Source organism: Shewanella sp. YLB-07 (assembly GCF_009377275.1).
The window spans coordinates 405,047-424,150 of sequence record NZ_VOQB01000002.1; the positions used below are offsets into that span (position 1 = coordinate 405,047).

A 19,104-nucleotide genomic window follows, 5' to 3' on the forward strand; every position below is an offset into this window, starting at 1 on the left:
AGTAACAGATGACAGCCCTGATAGAGAAGATTGTAGGCAATACCGCAGTGATCACCATGAGCAATCCGCCGGCCAATACCTGGACAGCCCAGAGCCTGCAGCTGCTGAAGCAGAAGGTGGAGGCACTCAATGATAATCCGGAAATTTATGCCCTGGTTATCACTGGTGAAGGTGACAAGTTTTTCTCCGCCGGAGCCGATCTCAAGTTGTTTGCCGATGGCAATAAAGAGAATGCTGCCAATATGGCCAAGTGTTTCGGTGAAGCGTTCGAAGCCTTGAGTGCATTTCGCGGTGTCTCAATCGCGGCAATCAATGGCTATGCCATGGGCGGCGGTTTAGAAGTGGCTCTGGCCTGTGATCTACGCATCGCCGAATCTCAGGCGGTGATGGCCTTGCCCGAGGCGACCGTGGGTCTGCTTCCTTGTGCGGGGGGGACGCAAAATCTGGCGGCGCTCATCGGAGAAGGCTGGGCTAAGCGAATGATCTTATGTGGTGAGCGAGTGGGCGCACAGCAAGCGCTGCAGCTAAAACTGGTCGAGGAGGAGGTAGACACCGGAGCCTCTCTCGATGCGGCCATGCAGCTAGCCGCCAAGGTGGCTAAGCAGAGCCCCAGTAGTATTAAAGCCTGTAAGACTCTGATCCAAGCCGGGCGAAATATGCCGAGAAACCAAGCCTTACCCATAGAGCGAGAGCTGTTTGCGGACCTGTTTGATACCCAAGATCAGGCAGAAGGGGTTGCGGCTTTCTTAGAAAAGCGTAAGGCTAACTGGAAGAACTGCTGATGACGAATTCAACCAATAGTGTGGTATTTCAAACCTTAGGTACAGCCTCTGGCAAGCAGATTGGGGTGATGACCCTGAATATGGAGCAAGCCCTTAATTCCATCAACCTCGAGATGGTGCAGTTGATGTTTGCGCAGCTTACGCGCTGGCAAGATGATGATGCTATCGCCATGGTGATGTTAGATGGTGCAGGTGAGAAAGCCTTCTGCGCCGGCGGCGATGTCAGGGCCATCTATTATGCATCTGTTGCAACGCCGGGTGAACTTACCGAGCAGGCGACAGAGTTCTTTGAGCAGGAATATAGACTCGATTATCTTATCGATACCTATGCTAAACCTATTTTAGTTTGGGGAACGGGTATCGTTATGGGAGGGGGGCTTGGCCTGATGATGGGGGCGAGTCATCGTGTGGTAACCGAGCGTTCACGTATCGCCATGCCTGAGGTGACCATAGGCCTGTATCCCGATGTTGGTGGCAGTTACTTTCTTAATCGCATGCCGGGAAAGCTAGGTTTGTTTCTGGGACTGACGGCTTATAACATGAATGCTGCCGATGCAAAATACGTTGGGATAGCTAATCACTATATTCAAGATGATGATAAACAGCCCTTGCTTGATAGCTTGGCCTGCCTGAATTGGGGAGATGATACCGAGGTTAATCACAGCTTGCTGAGCGATGAACTCAATCGCACCGGAGTCAAAGCGAGCGCAGGGTTAGCCAAGGGGCAGCTCGAGACTCATAAAGATGACATTGATGCACTGATGTCGGGCTCGCTCAACGAGATAATGGCTCGAGTCGGCGAGCTTAAGCTTAAGGAGTCTTGGTTAGCGCGCCCCATCAAGACCATGCTGTCTGGTAGCCCCATCAGCTTGCAACTTATTTATCGCCAGGCGCACTTAGGTATAGACTTTAGTCTGGCTGAGATATTTAGATTTGAGCTTGGCTTGAGTGTGAACTGCTGTGCTCTGGGAGATTTCTCTGAAGGAGTGAGGGCGCTGCTTATCGATAAAGATCGCAATCCCCAGTGGAAATTTAACCAAGTGGCGGATGTGCCCACTAGCTTAATCGAGCAGATGCTGAGTTCACCTTGGTCTTTAGCATCGCACCCCTTAGCTCAGTTGGAGGAGCCTCTGTTGTAAGCGCTATTGAAATGAGTCTCGGGGAATAATTTACTTTAGGTAAGGAGTGTTAGATGACAAGTATCGCATTTATCGGATTGGGACATATGGGCGCGCCTATGGCGGCCAATTTAGTTAAATCAGGCGTGATGGTTAAGGTGTTCGATCTCGTCCCCGAGGCGATGAAGTCTCTTACTGACGTTGGCGCGCTTGCGGCCAAGAGTGCCTGCGGCGCTGCATCTGGTGCAGATGTGGTAATAACCATGCTGCCGGCCGGCAAACATGTTCGCTCGCTCTACTTAGGTGAAGGCAGCTCTGATAAGGGCTTGCTCGATGTGGTGGCCGAGGGGACCTTATTGATCGATTGTTCGACCATAGATGCTCAGAGCGCTAAACATGTCGCCGAAGTTGCAGCGAGTAAAGGATTTGAGTTTGTCGATGCGCCCGTATCGGGTGGCACAGCAGGCGCGGCGGCCGGGACATTAACCTTTATCTGTGGTGGCAGCGACAGCGGGTTTGAGCAAGCCTCTAAGGTGCTGAGTCATATGGGTGCCAATATTTTACACGCTGGTGGACCGGGCGCCGGTCAGGTGGCCAAAATTTGTAATAACATGCTTTTGTCAGTGCTGATGATAGCCACCAGCGAATCTCTGCAGATGGGAATTGACCATGGCTTAGATCCTAAGGTGTTATCTGAGATAATGAAGGTCAGTAGTGGTGGTAATTGGACGCTAGATAAATATAATCCTTGTCCGGGTGTGATGGAGTCTGTACCGTCGTCGAATGATTATCAGGGCGGTTTCATGGTCGATCTTATGGTTAAAGATCTTGGCCTATCCCAAGAGGCGGCATTACTGACTAACTCCTGTACGCCAATGGGCGCGCTTGCACGCAGTTTATATGTGAACCATGCTCGTCAAGGCAATGGCACACGAGATTTTTCTAGTATTTTTGAACAGTTTTCTCATTTACAACAAATTAAAAGCAAAGGGTAACACGATGGATTTAAAAGATAAGGTAGTGGTAATTACTGGCGGTGCTGGTGGACTTGGTTTGGCTATGGCGGTGGATTTAGCCGAAGCTGGCGCTAAATTGGCCCTTATCGATGTCGATCAAGAGAAGCTTGAACGTGCTTGCGCCGATATTGGCGACAGAGCTGAAGTACAAGGTTATGCCTTTGATATTACCTCTGAAGAAGATGTGGTGGCGGGGTTCGGTTTCATTCTGGAAGATTTCGGTCAAGTGAATGTGCTTATCAACAATGCAGGGATCTTATCCGATGGCATGCTAGTCAAAGCCAAAGAGGGTAAGGTGACAGACCGTATGTCCTATGAGCAATTTCAGGCGGTGATTAACGTCAATTTAACCGGCTCATTCCTCTGTGGACGTGAAGCTGCGGTTGCTATGATCGAATCTAAGCAAGAAGGCGTGATCATCAACATCTCCAGCTTAGCCAAGGCAGGCAATATGGGCCAGACTAACTATTCGGCTTCTAAAGCGGGTGTGGCTGCTATGTCTGTTGGCTGGGCGAAAGAGTTGGCAAGATACAATATTCGTAGCGCCGCGGTAGCGCCGGGTGTGATTGAAACTGAAATGACGGCTGCGATGAAGCCTGAAGCGCTAGCACGTATGGAGAAAATGGTGCCAGTTGGCCGTCTGGGTCAACCTAGCGAGATATCATCGACGGTTAAGTTCATCATAGAGAACGATTATGTTAACGGCCGTGTCTTCGAGATTGATGGTGGCATACGTATATAGACTCGAGTGTCTAGAGCCTGGGAACGAGTTCCTAGGCTCTAATTTCTAAGACAAGTATGATAAATAATAAAACGGGCTTAGGCCCGTTTTTTGTTGCTCTCGATTCATTCGTTAAGATCTGTATTTATCCCTGTGACAGGCTTTAACAATTACACTTATACAAGAACTTACATATGTGCTTATGATACGTGATAATGTTCAATGTTAATCTATGGGGGAAAGCTGAGTTGATGTTCGATAAAAAGATGGTCTGGCTGGAAAAAACGGCAAGAAATTTGATGTTGCTGGTGGGGGGCGTGGGCTTGATCGTTATCTATTCGGGTTTCTTCTACTTGATGTTCAAGGGCAATGATACATCGGCTTTGCCATGGTACCTTCTCCTGTCTCCCTGGATTTGTATCTATTTTGGCCTGACTCAGACCAGACAGTTAGCGGTTCTTTTATGGTTTAAGCAGAAATTAACTCGAAAATAATGATTACCTATTTATGGAAACAGGAGCCAACAGTGAGACCCCATTTTTATTTTATTCCCTTATTGTCATTGTTACTACTATGTTTTCTAGCAGCATGTGGTAAACCGGATCATGTTGAAAAAGTTGATAAACGAAGTGGCCTTAAAATTGCGGCTTATGGCAGCTGGCTGTCACCGATAACAGCGGAAGATGTTTATGGTTTATCAGATGATTTTGGTGAATTACAGAGCGTCAACGGTGCCCTCTATTTTGTTCAATCGGACTCATCGGCCCAGGGCAAGATTGGCATCAAGCGTTTGGAGACTGGATCAAAGTTGAGCGATGCGGTGAGCTCGGCATTCGATGTCAGATCTACTGTACATGAATATGGCGGCTCGCCATTTCTTGCTATTGGTCAGAGTATTTTTGCCTCCAAAGCAGAAGATCAGCTGCTCTATCGCTTCGCGCCTAACCAAGAGCCCGTCCCTTTAACTATGCCCGGTACTCGTCATGCCGATTGTGTACGGTATTCAAAAGGATCAAGACTCATCTGTGTGCGTGAAGACCACAGAAACAGTGGAGAGCCGACTTCAAGCCTAGTGGCGCTTAATCTTAACTTTGCCGGGGAAGGTGAAATCCTAATCGACGGGGATGATTTCTATTCATCGCCCAGGGTATCACCGGATATGAAGACATTGGCTTGGATTGCCTGGCAACATCCGAATATGCCCTGGGATAATACTGAGCTTTGGATAGGCGAACTCGCTCCTAAAGGTGGGGTGCATAATCCCAAGCGATTATTGTCCGATAAAAATGGCTCCATTACACAAGTATCATTTAGCCCTAGTGGTCAGCTCTACTTCGTGGCCGATTTTGACAATTGGTGGAACTTGTATCGCATCAGTTCCGAGGGCGAGTTGGAGCAAGTGCTGGATAAAGATGCCGAGTTTGCAGTACCTGACTGGAAGCTGGGTAATCATAATTATGCCTTCGAGTCAGAGAATACCATTATCGCCAGTTACAGCGATAAAGGACAAGCTTCACTGATTAGAATTTTTCTCGATACCGGTATCACCGAGCCCATTGCCGTGGATTTCGGCGAGATATCTCAGGTGGTGAAGGGGGAAGACGGTATCTACTTCGTCGGGGCTAAAGTGACTCCGGAAAAAGGGATCTATAAGGTGAAAGGACGAGGGGTGGCGCTTATCTACTCACCGGAACTTGCGACAGTCGATCCTAATTATATCTCCAGAGCCGTAAGTGTCAGCCTGAAATCCAGTGACGGTGTCACTATCTATGGATATTTTTATGGCGCGAGAAATCCTGACTTCATTGGCCTCAGAGACTCTAGGCCCCCCTTGCTGGTCATGTTGCATGGTGGACCAACTGCAAAAGCCAGTTTGGCATTTAGGCGTGATATTCAGTTTTGGACCAGTCGTGGTTTTGCTGTGCTGGATCTCAATTATCGTGGCAGCTCTGGTTTTGGACGAGCCTATCGTCAAAGCCTCTATGGAAAATGGGGCGTCGCCGATGTGGAGGACGCCGTGCGGGCGGCCGGATACTTGGTCAACAAGGGCTGGGTTGATGGCACTAAGCTTGCGATTAGAGGCTCTAGCGCCGGAGGACTTACCGTATTTTCGGCACTGGTGTTCTACGATACATTTAAAGCTGGTGTGAGCTATGCTGGTATCAGTGATATGGAAGTATTGAGCCGAGATGCTCATAAGTTTGAGTCCAGTTATTTAGAATTGCTGGTTGGTAAAAATTCAGCCGAAAATAACGTGTATCGTGAACGCTCTCCATTACATCACCTCGACAGGCTAAATGAGCCCTTGTTGTTAATTCAGGGAGGTGATGACCCCGTGGTATTGGCTAAGCAATCCACAGAGGTATTTAACAAACTCAAAGCGCGAGGGGTCCCCGTAGCCTATCTCGAATTCGAGGGCGAGGGGCATAATTTGAGGGATCCGGTAAATCAAATGACCGCTATCGAAGCCGAGCTGTATTTTTATGGCAAGGTATTTGGGTTCACTCCCGCAGGTGATGTTCCTACATTGAAAATTGAGAATGTTCACCGGCTAAAAAAACACTAAATGCCGGCATTAGATTGATCTGTTAGGAATCAGGGGCGAGCTATTTAATAAAACAGGCCATCAAGTTTGTGGGTTAGCCAGACTATTCACTGAGTCCGCTCAGTATGGCACAGTCCGGTTGATGGCCGCCGCGACAATCCTTAATCAGATGCTTTAATTGGCTCTCGAGCTCCTTCAACTTGGTTATTCTATTACTCACCATCTGCAGATGAGTCTTAGCTAAACGTTTTACATCTTCGGCATCTCTGTCTTGATTGAGTTTAAGGTCGAGCAGAGAGCGGCAATCATCTAAAGAGAAACCTAAGTCGCGACTGTGACTGATAAAGTTAAGGGAGTCGATCTGAGGTTTATCATATTCTCTGTAGCCATTTTCCCCACGTGCGGCGCAGATAAGACCTATGTCGTGGTAATAACGAATACTCTTAACCGATAGACCAGTCTTTTTTGCTACTTCACCAATTTTCATCATAAGCCTCTTATGTCATTTAATACCAATCACAGTGTGCTCAAAAGTAAACGAGTGAGAGTCAAATTCAACAAAGTGTATTAAATTTACAATAAAGCTTTGACTCTCCCATTAGGGGAGACATTAACCTAAGTGCAGTAAAATGGGAACAACCTATTTTAATAACTTACTTAAATAGCCTTGATCGAGACTCAATTGTTTGAGTATGGGGAATCAATGATTATGAAAAATATCAATAGCATGACTTTATATGTACCTCAAATGAACTGCGCCAGTTGTGTGGCTAAAATTGAAGGTGCGTTCGAAAAATTATCACTCCCAGATGTGTCTGCACGGGTTAACTTGGCCGATAAGCAGGTACAGATTCAAGGGGATATCAGCAGTGAACTCGCTATAGTGACCGTAGCAAGTGTTGGTTACGACAGCGAACTCGTGCTGGATGCCAAGCTAGCCAGTGAGAAGAAAATCCAGGCTGAGCGAGTCGAGTACCGCACCCGTATCATCCAATCTATGTTGGGATTGGGTTTAGGTGTACCTATGATGTTATGGGGGCTATTGGGCGGTGAGATGATGGTGAATAATCCCAGTCAGCAATTGGCTTGGGGAGTTATGGGGATCATCACCTTTATCTTACTCGTGACCACAGGCGGGCACTTCTATAAAGGGATGTGGCGTGCACTTAAGGCGCGCAGCGCCAACATGGACACCTTAATTGTGCTCGGCACTACCACAGCATGGGCCTATTCTATGTTGGTGGTAATTATGCCTTCCTGGTTTCCAGCCGAAACCCGTCATGTGTACTTTGAAGCCAGTGTGATGATTCTGGGTTTGATTAACTTGGGCCATGCGCTGGAACTCAGGGCTAAGGGCAAGACCAGTGAAGCGGTTCAGCGCCTCATAGGATTACAATCCACGACCGCAATAAGGCTGACCGACTCTGGAGATGAGGAGGTCGAAATAGCGCAAATACAGATCGGCGACCAGTTGAGACTACAACCTGGCAGTCGAGTCGCCTTGGACGGCGAAGTATTGAGTGGAGAGTCGAATCTTAATGAGTCCATGTTAACCGGTGAGCCTATTCCTGTGTCTAAAAACATTGGCGATACGCTCAGTGCTGGCACCGTCAACGGCAATGGCAGCATCATCTACCGCGTGACTGCTGGGTTAACCGATACTCGTCTATCGAAAATCATCGACCTGGTTCAGCAGGCACAAACATCAAAAATGCCCATAGGCAGACTCACGGATAAGATATCGGCGTACTTTGTCCCTGTGGTGGTGATTATTGCCCTGGTCGCATCAGTGGTGTGGTATTTAGCGGGACCTGCGCCTCAGATATCACATGCGCTAGTGGTGTTAACAAGCGTGCTTATCATAGCTTGCCCTTGTGCCCTGGGATTAGCGACACCTATGTCTATCATGGTATCTGTCGGACGAGCCGCACAGATGGGCGTCTTGATTAAGAATGGTGAGGCTTTGCAAACTGCGAGTAAGGTGACCTGTGTGGTGCTGGACAAGACTGGCACTATCACATCGGGTAAGCCATCGGTAACCGACATTCGCTTGCTTGATGGTGGCAGTGACGGTGAAAGTGGTGGTGAGTCCTCTGCATCTGAGCAGCTCTTATTCCTGGTGGCGAGTCTGGAACAACATTCTGAGCACCCATTGGCCCAGGCTATGCTGGATGAAGCCAAGACGCGAGAGCTAAGCTTGGTAGAACCCGAACGTTTCAACAATATTCAGGGAAAGGGCATAGTGGGCATAGTCTCTGGCGTCGAGCTGGCCATAGGCAATATGAGCTTGATGGTCATGGAGGGCATATCGGGTGTAGACGCTTTACAAGATGAGGTTCAGACCTTGGCCCAGCTTGGTAAAACTCCGGTTTATGTGGCACAAGGCGGACGCTTAGTCGGTGTTATTGCCATCAGTGATCCGGTGAAACCCGATGCCAAAGAAGCTATTGCCGCGCTCAAGCGTGCCGGTAAACGGGTGATATTACTCAGCGGCGACAAGCAAGAGACGGTGCAGGCCGTTGCCGATGAAGTGGGCATAGATGAAGTCATTGCCGGAGTCTTGCCCGAGCAGAAACAGGCTAAGATTATCGAACTCAAAGAAAGTGGAGAAGTCGTCGCCATGGTAGGAGATGGTATCAATGATGCCCCCGCTTTAATGAGTGCCGATGTGGGTATCGCCATGGGAGATGGCACCGAAGTCGCCATCGAGAGTGCCGATTTGACCTTACTAACTGGACGATTGTCAGTGTTGGCCGATACCTTTGCCTTGGCTAACGCCAGCATGAGGAACATTAAGCAGAATCTGTTCGGCGCGTTTATCTATAATTCTTTAGGCATACCAGTCGCCGCTGGAGTTCTATTCCCTCTAACCGGAATATTACTGAGTCCTGTGATAGCAGGAGCCGCGATGGCTTTATCCTCATTAACAGTAGTGACTAACGCTAACAGGCTAAGACATGTGAAGTTGAACAAGTAATGAGTTAAATGCTTGTTGTCTGAGGAACCCGAATAAAATCTGTTCGGGTTCCTTTCATCATATCTTGCTGTAACGGTAAATTCTCGTCGTAAGCTGGTTCGCTTTTAGTTGATTGTTTGTGGACTGCTGGCTATAATATCGCGCTTAATTTTGCTCGTTTATACATCAAATCGCATAACAAATTTTGGGATCTAACACTTGATTACTACAGCTAATATCACCATGCAGTTTGGCGCTAAGCCACTGTTTGAAAACATCTCAGTTAAATTCGGCGGCGGCAACCGTTATGGTCTGATCGGCGCGAACGGCTGTGGTAAGTCAACCTTTATGAAGATCTTGGGTAGCGATCTTGAGCCGACTGCGGGTAATGTCTCTCTGGATATCAACGAGCGTATCGGTAAACTGAGTCAGAACCAGTTTGGTTATGAAGAGTTCAGCGTGATCGATACCGTTATCATGGGCCACGAACAGCTTTGGGAAGTCAAGAAAGAGCGTGATCGTATCTACTCTCTGCCTGAAATGACAGAAGAAGATGGTATCAAGGTTGCCGATCTAGAGATGGAATTTGCCGAGATGGATGGTTACACAGCCGAATCTCGTGCCGGTGAACTCCTGATGGGAGTGGGCATTCCTGTTGATCAACACTTTGGTCTTATGAGCGCAATTGCGCCGGGTTTCAAACTTCGAATCTTGCTGGCACAAGCCCTGTTCTCTGATCCTGATGTATTGCTACTCGACGAACCAACCAACAACTTGGACATAGATACCATTCGTTGGTTGCAAGAGATGCTGAACCAGCGTAACAGCACTATGATCATCATCTCTCACGATAGATATTTCTTAAACTCAGTCTGTACCCATATGGCGGATCTCGATTACGGTGAGCTGCGTATTTTCCCGGGTAACTATGATGAGTACATGATGGCAGCTCAACAATCCCGTGAACGCTTGATGTCTGATAATGCTAAGAAGAAGGCGCAAATTGCCGAGCTTCAGGGCTTCGTTGCTCGTTTCTCTGCTAACGCATCTAAGGCTAAGCAGGCCACCTCACGTGCAAAGCTTATCGATAAGATCAAGATTGATGAAGTGAAAGCCTCGAGTCGTGTTAATCCGTTTATTCGTTTCGAGCAAGAGAAAAAATTGTTCCGTAATGCTTTGATCGTCGAAGAGCTAAGCAAGGGCTTCGATGAGCCACTGTTCAACAAGCTAAACCTTATGGTTGAAGTGGGTGAGCGTATCGCCATCTTAGGTGAGAACGGTATCGGTAAGACAACCTTACTGCGTACCTTGACCCATGATATTCCTCAGGATAGCGGTACCATTCAATGGTCTGAGAATTCAGCTATCGGTTACTATGCCCAAGATCATGAGTCAGATTTTGAAAATGACATGACCTTGTTTGAGTGGATGAGCCAGTGGCGTAAGCCTGAAGATGACGACCAGTCGGTTCGTGGTTACTTGGGTCGCATGCTGTTCAGCTCTGATGACATCAAGAAGTCGGTTAAGGTACTCTCGGGTGGTGAGAAGGGCCGTATGTTATTCGGCAAGCTTATCATGCAGAAGCCAAATATTTTGGTGATGGATGAGCCAACAAACCACATGGACATGGAATCTATCGAGTCATTGAACAATGCTCTGGAGATTTACCAAGGTACCTTGATTTTTGTCAGTCATGACCGTGCCTTCGTTTCATCGGTTGCTAACCGCATCATAGAAATGACTAAAGATGGCATCAATGACTTCAAGGGAACTTATGATGAGTTCCTCAGAAGTAAAGGTGTTGATGCGTAAGCTGACACCTAAGCCTGACCAGGCTTAAACAGATTGTACAAAAAAGCCCGAACTGAGTTCGGGCTTTTTTGTACAGGGATGTAGTTATCCCCGGACACCAGGGATGGTGTAAGAGGGATGTCAACAATAGCTCAGCTAGCGCCTAAAAAGTTCCTAGATTCTAGAATCTAGTTCCTAAAGCCATTTTACTTTGAAAAACGTGTCTGCAGGTAATCGAATACGGCGCGGATGCCGAAGGCTTCGCCACCGACTGGACGGCCGGGAAGCTTACGCGTGTTCCAGGCCATCACATCGAAGTGAGACCAGCTAATATTTTCATCGACGAAGGCTTCGAGATAAAGTGCTGCTGTGATGGCACCACCTTGAGGAACACGGCCACAGTTGGCTAAATCGGCAATGTCACTGCCGGTGAGTTCCAGGTATGGCTTGTGCAGTGGCATGCGCCAGATAGGATCTTGTACCTTGAGGCCTGACTGAGTCATATCGGCTGCCACTTGATCATCGTTACTGAAGAAACCGGGAAGCTCGGTGCCTAGGGCGATGCGCATTGCGCCAGTGAGTGTAGCGAAATCTATCATCAGCTCAGGCTTGTCATTGTTGGCTTCGGCTAATGCATCACATAACACTAAGCGGCCTTCGGCATCGGTATTATCAATTTCGACCGTGATGCCTTTGCGGGTCTTAATCACATCACCTGGGCGGAAAGCATTTGCCGATACTGCATTTTCGACTGCCGGTACCAATACGCGTAAACGTATAGGTAAGTTGCTCGCCATGATCTGGTGAGCCAGGCCGATAACGTGAGCGGCGCCGCCCATGTCTTTTTTCATCAAACGCATGCCTGCACCGGGTTTCAGATCCAGTCCGCCGGAGTCGAAACACACACCTTTACCGACTAAAGTCACTTTAGGTGCATTTTCATCACCCCAGGTCATATCGATCAGGCGTGGCAGGTTTTCACTTGCACGGCCCACCATGTGGATAGTTGGATAGTTTTGTTCGAGCAGCTCATCGCCAACGATTTGAGTGATGCTTGCACCAAATTCACTGGCCAAATTCTCCATAATCTCACCCAAGTGCTGAGGCATCATATCTGCAGCTGGCGTATTGACTAGATCGCGAACAATAGCAACGGAGCGCACCAGTTTTTTCACTTCGTCAGCCTGAGCCTGAGTTGGCAATACCAGTTGAGGATAAACTTTGTCATTGTGCTTATAACGGTCGAATTTATATGCACCGAGACCCCAGCTAAATGCCGCGACTTTGATTTGCTCTTCGCTGCCCTGGATGGTGTAGCGGCCGGCAGGTAGCTGGTTTACCAGATCGCCGCATAACCAATAGGAGTCTAGCTCGGAGCTCACATAAATGGCTTGAGAGAGTTCACCTGCGCCGTTTGGGATCAGGCTCATGCCTTTTCCGTCAAACTGAGTCGTAGCCAGCCAGTTTGTCGTCTGAGTGTCTTGCTCGGCTAGCCAAGTTGAGTATGCATCTGTGTGTAAGATAGTGAGAGGGGTGCCAAGGGCACCTGAGATCAATAATTCAGTCATGTTGGACTCGTGCTCGCTGCTTGTATCAATTTGAGGAGGGTTATTTTTATTGTCTAACAGGGTAACAGGCAATTAAAGCGGGTTAAAGGTCAGTAAGCGTAGAGGTGGGGAATATTGAGGGTTGGGGGATTTAAAACGACGTTAGCTATTTTTCATTTTCAGCCAATTTTTCGGAGCGTTTCTTTCTCTTTCTGGAAAGATTGTTAAATGAACTTGGTAGCACATCTACGCCTACCATCTTTCCAAGTTTGACCACCAGAGGTATGGTCAGCGGGGCGAACGGCAGCACGGCAAACACGCCCAAGCCTAATCCCTTTAACAGATCACCGAATTGCTTATTGGCCTCGGCTAGCTCTTCACGGCTGGCCTGCTTCTTTGTGTAACGTTTATAGGTGACCAACATATCTTTGGTCTCCTGTTTCTCCTGAGACAATGCATCTTTCAAAATAAGCATGTCGCGTTTTAAACGGATCCAGAATCGCTTTCTGCCTATGCGAAAAACGCGTATGGGGGCCTTGTGAATATGGGCATAAATTTTCATGGCCCGATTGTCTCATAGGCGACCCTATAGGCAAAGCCGTGCTTGATGGTTTTATTACAGTCATTTGTAACATCTTTAAGGGGAGTCCTCTGCTTAGGTTGAAAAGTGAGCCGTCTGGACGGGGGGAATGGGATTTTCTGCTAGATGTAAACTTGCTACCACAGATATTTTGTCGACAATCTACTGGTTTATGTTTGACCAATCCATAAGATTTGACTATATTGTCGACAATCCAATGTAAAAGAAGTCCTAGTTAACGTATGACATTTTTCACCGAACAGCCTGTTACTGCGGCAGATAAGACCTTTATTCAGCTAAGGCAAGATATTGTTGAAGGAGAGATCCCTTCGGGGGCCAAGCTGAGTGAAACAGAGTTGTCGACAAAATATACCGTCAGCCGTGCCATCATTCGTGAAGCGATCAATCGATTAGCTTCATGTCATATCGTCGAGCGTAAAGCCAACGTTGGCGCCCGAGTGGTTTCATTATCCACAGAGGGTTTGATTGAGTTATACCAGGTTCGCGAATCGCTCGAGGGTATGGCGGCAAGGTTAGCGGCAAAAAACATGAGCACCACTGAGATAGATGATCTCAACCAACTGTTAAATTCCCATTTTGATGAAGTCAAAGGCGGCGAGTCCTATTACCAGGAAGCTGGTGATGTCGATTTTCATTACCGCATCATTCTCGGTAGCAAGAATAAACACCTTATCTCCATGCTCATCAATGGCATTTATCATCTGGTGCGCATGTATCGTGTGCAACTTGGCATGGCGGGACCTAGGGTTACCACGGCATTCGATGAACATAAACATATAGTACAGGCCATTTCCAATCGTGATGAGGAGCTGGCTGAGATCTTGATGCGTCGTCACATCATGTATTCGAAGAACAATATTGAGAAGAATTTAGCCCAAAGTCGTTAATCAAGGCGGCCTCGGGCGTTTTAGGTATTATACCATTCCGCTTAAGTATCTGATCATTCAGCGGGAGTTCAAAGCGCTGTAGGCAAGGCGAATGTTTGAAGCTAATAGTTATTCTATATCGAAAACATTCAACGTAGCATAAAGGGCTTTGAAACCCGCACTGAGAGTCTCTGAACTAACCAGATACTTATATGGAATGGTATTAAGCATTAATAAAGAGAGGAAAGCATGAGCGCAGGTAAAAAGTTTCGCCAGGCATTAGCAGACAACGCCCCCTTGCAGATAGTGGGCACCATCAATGCGTACACGGCCATGATGGCAAAACAGATAGGTCATCAGGCCATCTATCTTTCCGGGGGCGGCGTAGCGAATGCTTCATACGGCTTACCCGACTTAGGCATGACCTCGCTAAATGATGTGATTGTCGATGTACAACGCATCACATCAGCCTGTGACCTGCCTTTAATGGTGGATATCGATACCGGTTGGGGTGGGGCGTTCAACATAGCTAAAACCATACGTGATATGGAGAAGGCGGGAGCGGCAGCCGTGCACATGGAAGATCAGGTTGCCCAGAAGCGCTGTGGTCATAGGCCTAATAAGGAGATCGTCTCGACTGAAGAGATGGTCGATAGAATCAAATCGGCTGTGGATGCTCGCACGGATCCCGATTTCTTCATCATGGCGCGTACCGACTCCTTCGCCCAAGAGGGATTAGCGGCTGCCATCGCGCGTGCTAAAGCCTATGTTGCCGCCGGTGCCGACGGCATCTTCGCCGAGGCGGTGAAAACAGAGGAGCATTATCGCGCCTTTACCGAGGCATTAGATGTGCCTATCCTGGCCAATATTACCGAGTTTGGTCAGACCGAGTTATGGAATAAAGAGCAGCTGGGTGAGTGGGGTTGTGCCATGGTGCTTTATCCGCTATCGGCATTTAGGGCCATGAATAAGGCGGCTGAAATGGTCTATGAAACGATTCTAAAAGATGGCGATCAGAAGGCGGTTACCGACAAAATGCAGACTCGCATGGAACTCTATGATTATCTGGGGTACCACGCCTATGAGCAGAAGTTAGATGTGCTCTTTAGCGAAGGCAAGAACAAATAGTTTAATAATCGTTAAAAAGAGATAAGCCTGGCGAGTGTTTAGCAATAGTGACCTTGCCAGGGAGAGTGAGCGTCATAAAACCTTACATAAAGCATGATAAAAATAGATGACCCGTTATCAAAACTCTGTGAAGGAAATGCAGAGGCGAGGTCACAAAAACAAATAGAGGAAAGAGCAATGGTAGATAAAAAACTGAGTGGTGCAGGACTACGTGGTCAGAGCGCCGGTGAAACTAGCCTTTGTACCGTGGGTAAATCTGGCAGCGGCTTAACATATTGTGGCTATGATGTGTCAGATTTGGCCGATAATACCAGCTTCGAAGAGGTCGCCTACCTGCTGTTTAATGGCGAACTGCCTACGGTGGATCAACTCGAGACTTACAAGGCCGAGCTTAGTACCCTGCGTGATCTGCCTCAGGCACTTAAAGAGGTGTTGCAGCGCATACCTCAAGATGCACACCCTATGGATGTGATGCGCACCGGTTGTTCTTTCCTAGGTAACTTAGAGCCAGAGAATGACTTTTCTGAGCAAAATCGCGCCGCCAATCGTCTCCTCGCCGCATTTCCGGCCATCATGTGTTATTGGTACAAATTCTCCCATGAAGGCGTCGAGATAGATTGCGTCACCGATGAAGCCTCTATCGGCGGTCATTTCCTCCACCTTCTCAATGGTAAAGCCCCCTCTGAGCAGCATCGCCGCGTGATGGATGTGTCGCTCATCCTCTATGCGGAGCATGAGTTTAATGCTTCGACCTTTACCGCTCGTGTCTGTGCATCGACCCTGTCTGACATGTTCTCTTGTATTACTGGAGCCATAGGCACCTTGCGCGGTCCACTGCATGGCGGCGCGAATGAGGCGGCAATGGACATGATCCAGAGTTTTAGCTCTCCTGCCGATGCCAAGGTGCAGATGGCGGGCATGCTTGAGCGTAAAGAGAAGATCATGGGCTTCGGTCATGCTATTTATCGCACGTCAGATCCACGCAACGTGATCATCAAGGCCTGGTCTGAGAAGCTAGCGCAGGAGAATGGTGATACCAGCCTTTACGATATCTCCGTCGCCTGTGAAGAGTTTATGTGGGACAGCAAGAAGCTGTTTTGTAATGCGGATTTTTTCCATGCATCGGCTTATCACTTCATGGGTATTCCTACTAAATTGTTTACCCCAATCTTTGTCTGTTCACGCTTAACTGGCTGGGCGGCTCATGTGATGGAGCAACGCACCAATAACCGCATCATTCGCCCGAGCGCCGATTACACCGGCAGCGAGCCACGTAAAGTGACGCCAATCGAAACAAGATAAGCGCCAGAAGCTAGGTCCGAGTTCCTAGGTTCTAGGAACTCGGACCTAGCTTCCCGCTAATTGAGTAAATAAAGATGAATACCCAATACCGTAAATCTCTACCCAGCAGTAAACTCGATTACTTCGATACAGAGGCTGCCGTTGATGCTATCAGCCCGGGTGCATACCGCAAGCTGCCTTATTGCTCTCGTGTTTACGCCGAGAATCTGGTTCGTCGCTGCGAGCCTGCTAAGCTGACCGACTCACTCAAACAGATTATCGAGCGTAAGCAAGATCTGGATTTTCCCTGGTATCCGGCCCGTGTGGTGTGCCACGATATTCTTGGCCAGACGGCGCTAGTCGATCTGGCTGGTCTGCGTGATGCCATTGCCGCCAAGGGCGGCGACCCGTCTAAAGTCAATCCCGTGGTGCCGACTCAGCTGATTGTCGACCATTCCTTAGCGGTGGAGCACGCCGGATTTGAGAAAGATGCCTTCGAGAAGAACCGCGCCATCGAAGACAGGCGCAACGATGACAGATTCCACTTTATCAACTGGACTAAAACGGCATTTAAAAATATAGATGTTATTCAGCCCGGTAACGGCATCATGCATCAGATCAACCTAGAAAAGATGTCTCCCGTTATCCAGTCCCGCGATGGGGTGGCATTTCCCGATACCTTAGTCGGCACCGACAGTCACACGCCACATGTAGATGCCCTTGGGGTTATCGCCATAGGCGTGGGCGGCTTAGAAGCTGAAAGTGTCATGCTGGGACGTCCTTCTTACATGCGTGTGCCAGATATTGTCGGAGTCGAGCTGGTGGGTAAACGTCAGAGTGGGATCACCGCGACGGATATCGTGCTGGCGATAACTGAGTTCTTGCGTGGTGAAAAAGTCGTATCGACCTATTTAGAGTTCTATGGCGAAGGCGCCAGGGCGCTGACATTGGGCGATCGCGCCACGATTTCTAACATGACCCCGGAATTTGGCGCCACTGCCGCCATGTTCTATATCGACGAGATGACCATAGATTATCTTAAGCTGACAGGCAGGGATGATAGCCAGGTAAAACTGGTCGAAAACTATGCCAAACATGCTGGTTTGTGGGCCGACACGCTAAAAGATGCCGAGTATGAGCGAGTACTGCATTTTGACTTGTCATCGGTTGGCCGTAACATCGCCGGACCTTCTAATCCCCACCGCCGTGTGTCGACAAGTGATCTTGCCAAGAAGGGGATCAGTGGTCATTTCGATATGAGTCAAGATGCCGATGGCAAAGACTTGATGCCAGATGGTGCCTGTATTATCGCCGCCATCACCAGCTGTACTAACACGTCAAACCCCCGCAATGTTATTGCAGCTGGCCTTATCGCCCGTAATGCCAATGCCAAAGGCTTGACCCGTAAGCCTTGGGTGAAAACCTCGCTGGCACCAGGCTCCAAAGCCGTGCAGTTGTACCTTGAAGATGCCAAGTTGTTGTCAGAGTTGGAGCAATTGGGTTTCGGTATCGTAGGTTTCGCCTGTACCACCTGTAACGGCATGAGCGGCGCGTTAGATCCTGTGATTCAAAAAGAAGTGATCGACAGAGATTTGTACACCACGGCGGTGCTTTCGGGCAATCGAAATTTCGATGGTCGTATCCATCCCTATGCCAAACAAGCCTTCTTAGCGTCACCTCCTCTGGTTGTCGCCTACGCCATTGCCGGTACCATTCGCTTCGATATCGAAAAAGATGTGCTCGGCAAAGATAGCCAGGGCAATGATGTGACCTTGAAAGATATCTGGCCCAGTGATGAAGAGATAGATAAGGTCATTGCTCAAAGTGTTAAACCTGAGCAGTTCCGTAAGGTCTATGAGCCTATGTTCGATATTAAAGTCGAGTACGGCAGTGACAACGATCCGCTATATGATTGGCGTCCACAGAGTACTTATATCCGCAGACCTCCTTATTGGGAAGGCGCACTCGCGGGCGAGCGTACCATGAAGGGCATGCGTCCTCTGGCTGTGCTTGGTGACAACATCACTACCGATCATCTGTCTCCCTCGAACGCCATCATGCTCGAAAGCGCCGCCGGAGCTTATCTGGATAAGATGGGGCTACCGGAAGTTGACTTTAACTCCTATGCGACCCATAGGGGCGATCATTTAACGACCCAACGCGCTACTTTTGCTAACCCTAAGCTGTTTAATGAGATGGTGACTCAGCTCGGTAAAAATGGCAAAGCAGAGGTTAAGCAAGGCTCACTCACGCGTATTGAACCCGAAGGGATTGAGTCTCGCATGTGGGAAGCTATCGAGACCTATATGGCGCGTAAGCAGCCTTTGGTCATTATTGCCGGAGCCGACTATGGCCAAGGTTCGAGTCGTGATTGGGCCGCCAAAGGTGTACGTCTTGCCGGCGTCGAAGTGATTGTCGCCGAAGGTTTTGAGCGTATTCATCGCACTAACTTGGTGGGCATGGGGGTATTACCCGTGGAGTTTACCGGTGGAAATAACCGTCACTCCTACGGTATCGACGGCAGCGAAATCTACGATGTGATTGGCGAGCGCACGCCTGGAGCGGTATTGACGCTAATCATCACAGGTAAAAATGGTGAGCAAGTTGAAGTCCCAGTGAAGTGCCGCCTAGATACTGCAGAGGAAGTGACAATCTATGAAGCAGGTGGGATCCTACAGCGCTTCGCCCAAGATTTTCTTGACTCAAATGTGAATTAACATAGTGAATTGTAAGCGGGGTTGATAAAGGCTTT

15 protein-coding genes are annotated in these 19,104 nt (G+C 48.5%); 12 read left to right on the plus strand and 3 right to left on the minus strand.

From position 1 onward, the window contains the following. The first annotated feature begins 8 nt into the window (after positions 1 to 8). The 6 genes from FS373_RS05630 (at position 9) to FS373_RS05655 (ending at position 6,203) form a co-directional block, all read left to right on the plus strand. On the plus strand, positions 9 to 782 hold the full coding sequence (locus FS373_RS05630) for an enoyl-CoA hydratase (protein ID WP_152828906.1): 774 nt from the start codon (positions 9 to 11) through the stop codon (positions 780 to 782). After that, positions 782 to 1,921 (plus strand): enoyl-CoA hydratase/isomerase family protein, encoded by a 1,140-nt coding sequence (locus FS373_RS05635; protein WP_152828907.1) that lies wholly within the window; start codon positions 782 to 784, stop codon positions 1,919 to 1,921. The genes FS373_RS05630 and FS373_RS05635 overlap by 1 nt, the downstream gene beginning before the upstream one ends. A 53-nt stretch (positions 1,922 to 1,974) precedes the next feature. Further along, entirely contained in the window at positions 1,975 to 2,895 is a 921-nt protein-coding gene (gene mmsB / locus FS373_RS05640; RefSeq protein WP_144047400.1) for a 3-hydroxyisobutyrate dehydrogenase, read from the plus strand. A 4-nt stretch (positions 2,896 to 2,899) separates the two neighbouring features. Next, the gene (locus FS373_RS05645; RefSeq protein WP_152828908.1) at positions 2,900 to 3,658 is read left to right on the plus strand and encodes an SDR family oxidoreductase; all 759 of its coding nucleotides are present in this window, start codon (positions 2,900 to 2,902) and stop codon (positions 3,656 to 3,658) included. Between the two features lie 194 nt (positions 3,659 to 3,852). Next, positions 3,853 to 4,131, plus strand: coding sequence for a hypothetical protein (locus tag FS373_RS05650; protein WP_152828909.1), 279 nt, complete (start codon positions 3,853 to 3,855; stop codon positions 4,129 to 4,131). Then, complete coding sequence (locus FS373_RS05655; RefSeq protein ID WP_152828910.1) at positions 4,131 to 6,203, plus strand: prolyl oligopeptidase family serine peptidase; 2,073 nt, start codon at positions 4,131 to 4,133, stop codon at positions 6,201 to 6,203. The genes FS373_RS05650 and FS373_RS05655 overlap by 1 nt, the downstream gene beginning before the upstream one ends. Before the next feature lie 82 nt (positions 6,204 to 6,285). Here FS373_RS05655 and FS373_RS05660 read toward each other — a convergent pair whose 3' ends face one another. Next, positions 6,286 to 6,669 (minus strand): MerR family DNA-binding protein, encoded by a 384-nt coding sequence (locus FS373_RS05660; RefSeq protein ID WP_144049053.1) that lies wholly within the window; start codon positions 6,667 to 6,669, stop codon positions 6,286 to 6,288. A gap of 216 nt (positions 6,670 to 6,885) precedes the next feature. Here FS373_RS05660 and FS373_RS05665 point away from each other — a divergent pair, with 216 nt between their 5' ends. Further along, positions 6,886 to 9,159, plus strand: a complete 2,274-nt coding sequence (locus FS373_RS05665) for a heavy metal translocating P-type ATPase (protein ID WP_144047397.1) — start codon at positions 6,886 to 6,888, stop codon at positions 9,157 to 9,159. 198 nt (positions 9,160 to 9,357) lie between these two features. Next, positions 9,358 to 10,950, plus strand: coding sequence for an ABC-F family ATPase (locus tag FS373_RS05670; protein ID WP_144047396.1), 1,593 nt, complete (start codon positions 9,358 to 9,360; stop codon positions 10,948 to 10,950). A gap of 185 nt (positions 10,951 to 11,135) precedes the next feature. Here the strand turns inward: FS373_RS05670 and FS373_RS05675 are convergent, their stop codons facing one another. Beyond that, the gene (locus tag FS373_RS05675; protein ID WP_144047395.1) at positions 11,136 to 12,497 is read right to left on the minus strand and encodes a leucyl aminopeptidase family protein; all 1,362 of its coding nucleotides are present in this window, start codon (positions 12,495 to 12,497) and stop codon (positions 11,136 to 11,138) included. Positions 12,498 to 12,642: 145 nt separating this feature from the next. Then, the gene (locus FS373_RS05680) at positions 12,643 to 13,038 is read right to left on the minus strand and encodes an LETM1 domain-containing protein (protein ID WP_144047394.1); all 396 of its coding nucleotides are present in this window, start codon (positions 13,036 to 13,038) and stop codon (positions 12,643 to 12,645) included. A 260-nt stretch (positions 13,039 to 13,298) separates the two neighbouring features. On the opposite strand from FS373_RS05680, the gene FS373_RS05685 reads away from it, so the two are divergent. The 4 genes from FS373_RS05685 to acnD all read left to right on the plus strand — a co-directional run bounded on the left by FS373_RS05685 (position 13,299) and on the right by acnD (position 19,069). Beyond that, positions 13,299 to 13,964, plus strand: coding sequence for a GntR family transcriptional regulator (locus FS373_RS05685; protein ID WP_152828911.1), 666 nt, complete (start codon positions 13,299 to 13,301; stop codon positions 13,962 to 13,964). A gap of 228 nt (positions 13,965 to 14,192) precedes the next feature. Then, the gene (gene prpB, locus FS373_RS05690; protein ID WP_152828912.1) at positions 14,193 to 15,071 is read left to right on the plus strand and encodes a methylisocitrate lyase; all 879 of its coding nucleotides are present in this window, start codon (positions 14,193 to 14,195) and stop codon (positions 15,069 to 15,071) included. 177 nt (positions 15,072 to 15,248) lie between these two features. Then, the gene (gene prpC / locus FS373_RS05695) at positions 15,249 to 16,373 is read left to right on the plus strand and encodes a 2-methylcitrate synthase (protein ID WP_144047392.1); all 1,125 of its coding nucleotides are present in this window, start codon (positions 15,249 to 15,251) and stop codon (positions 16,371 to 16,373) included. A gap of 74 nt (positions 16,374 to 16,447) precedes the next feature. Beyond that, a complete protein-coding gene (acnD, locus tag FS373_RS05700; protein ID WP_152828913.1) occupies positions 16,448 to 19,069 on the plus strand; it encodes a Fe/S-dependent 2-methylisocitrate dehydratase AcnD in 2,622 nt (873 codons plus the stop codon). Positions 19,070 to 19,104: the final 35 nt, after the last annotated feature.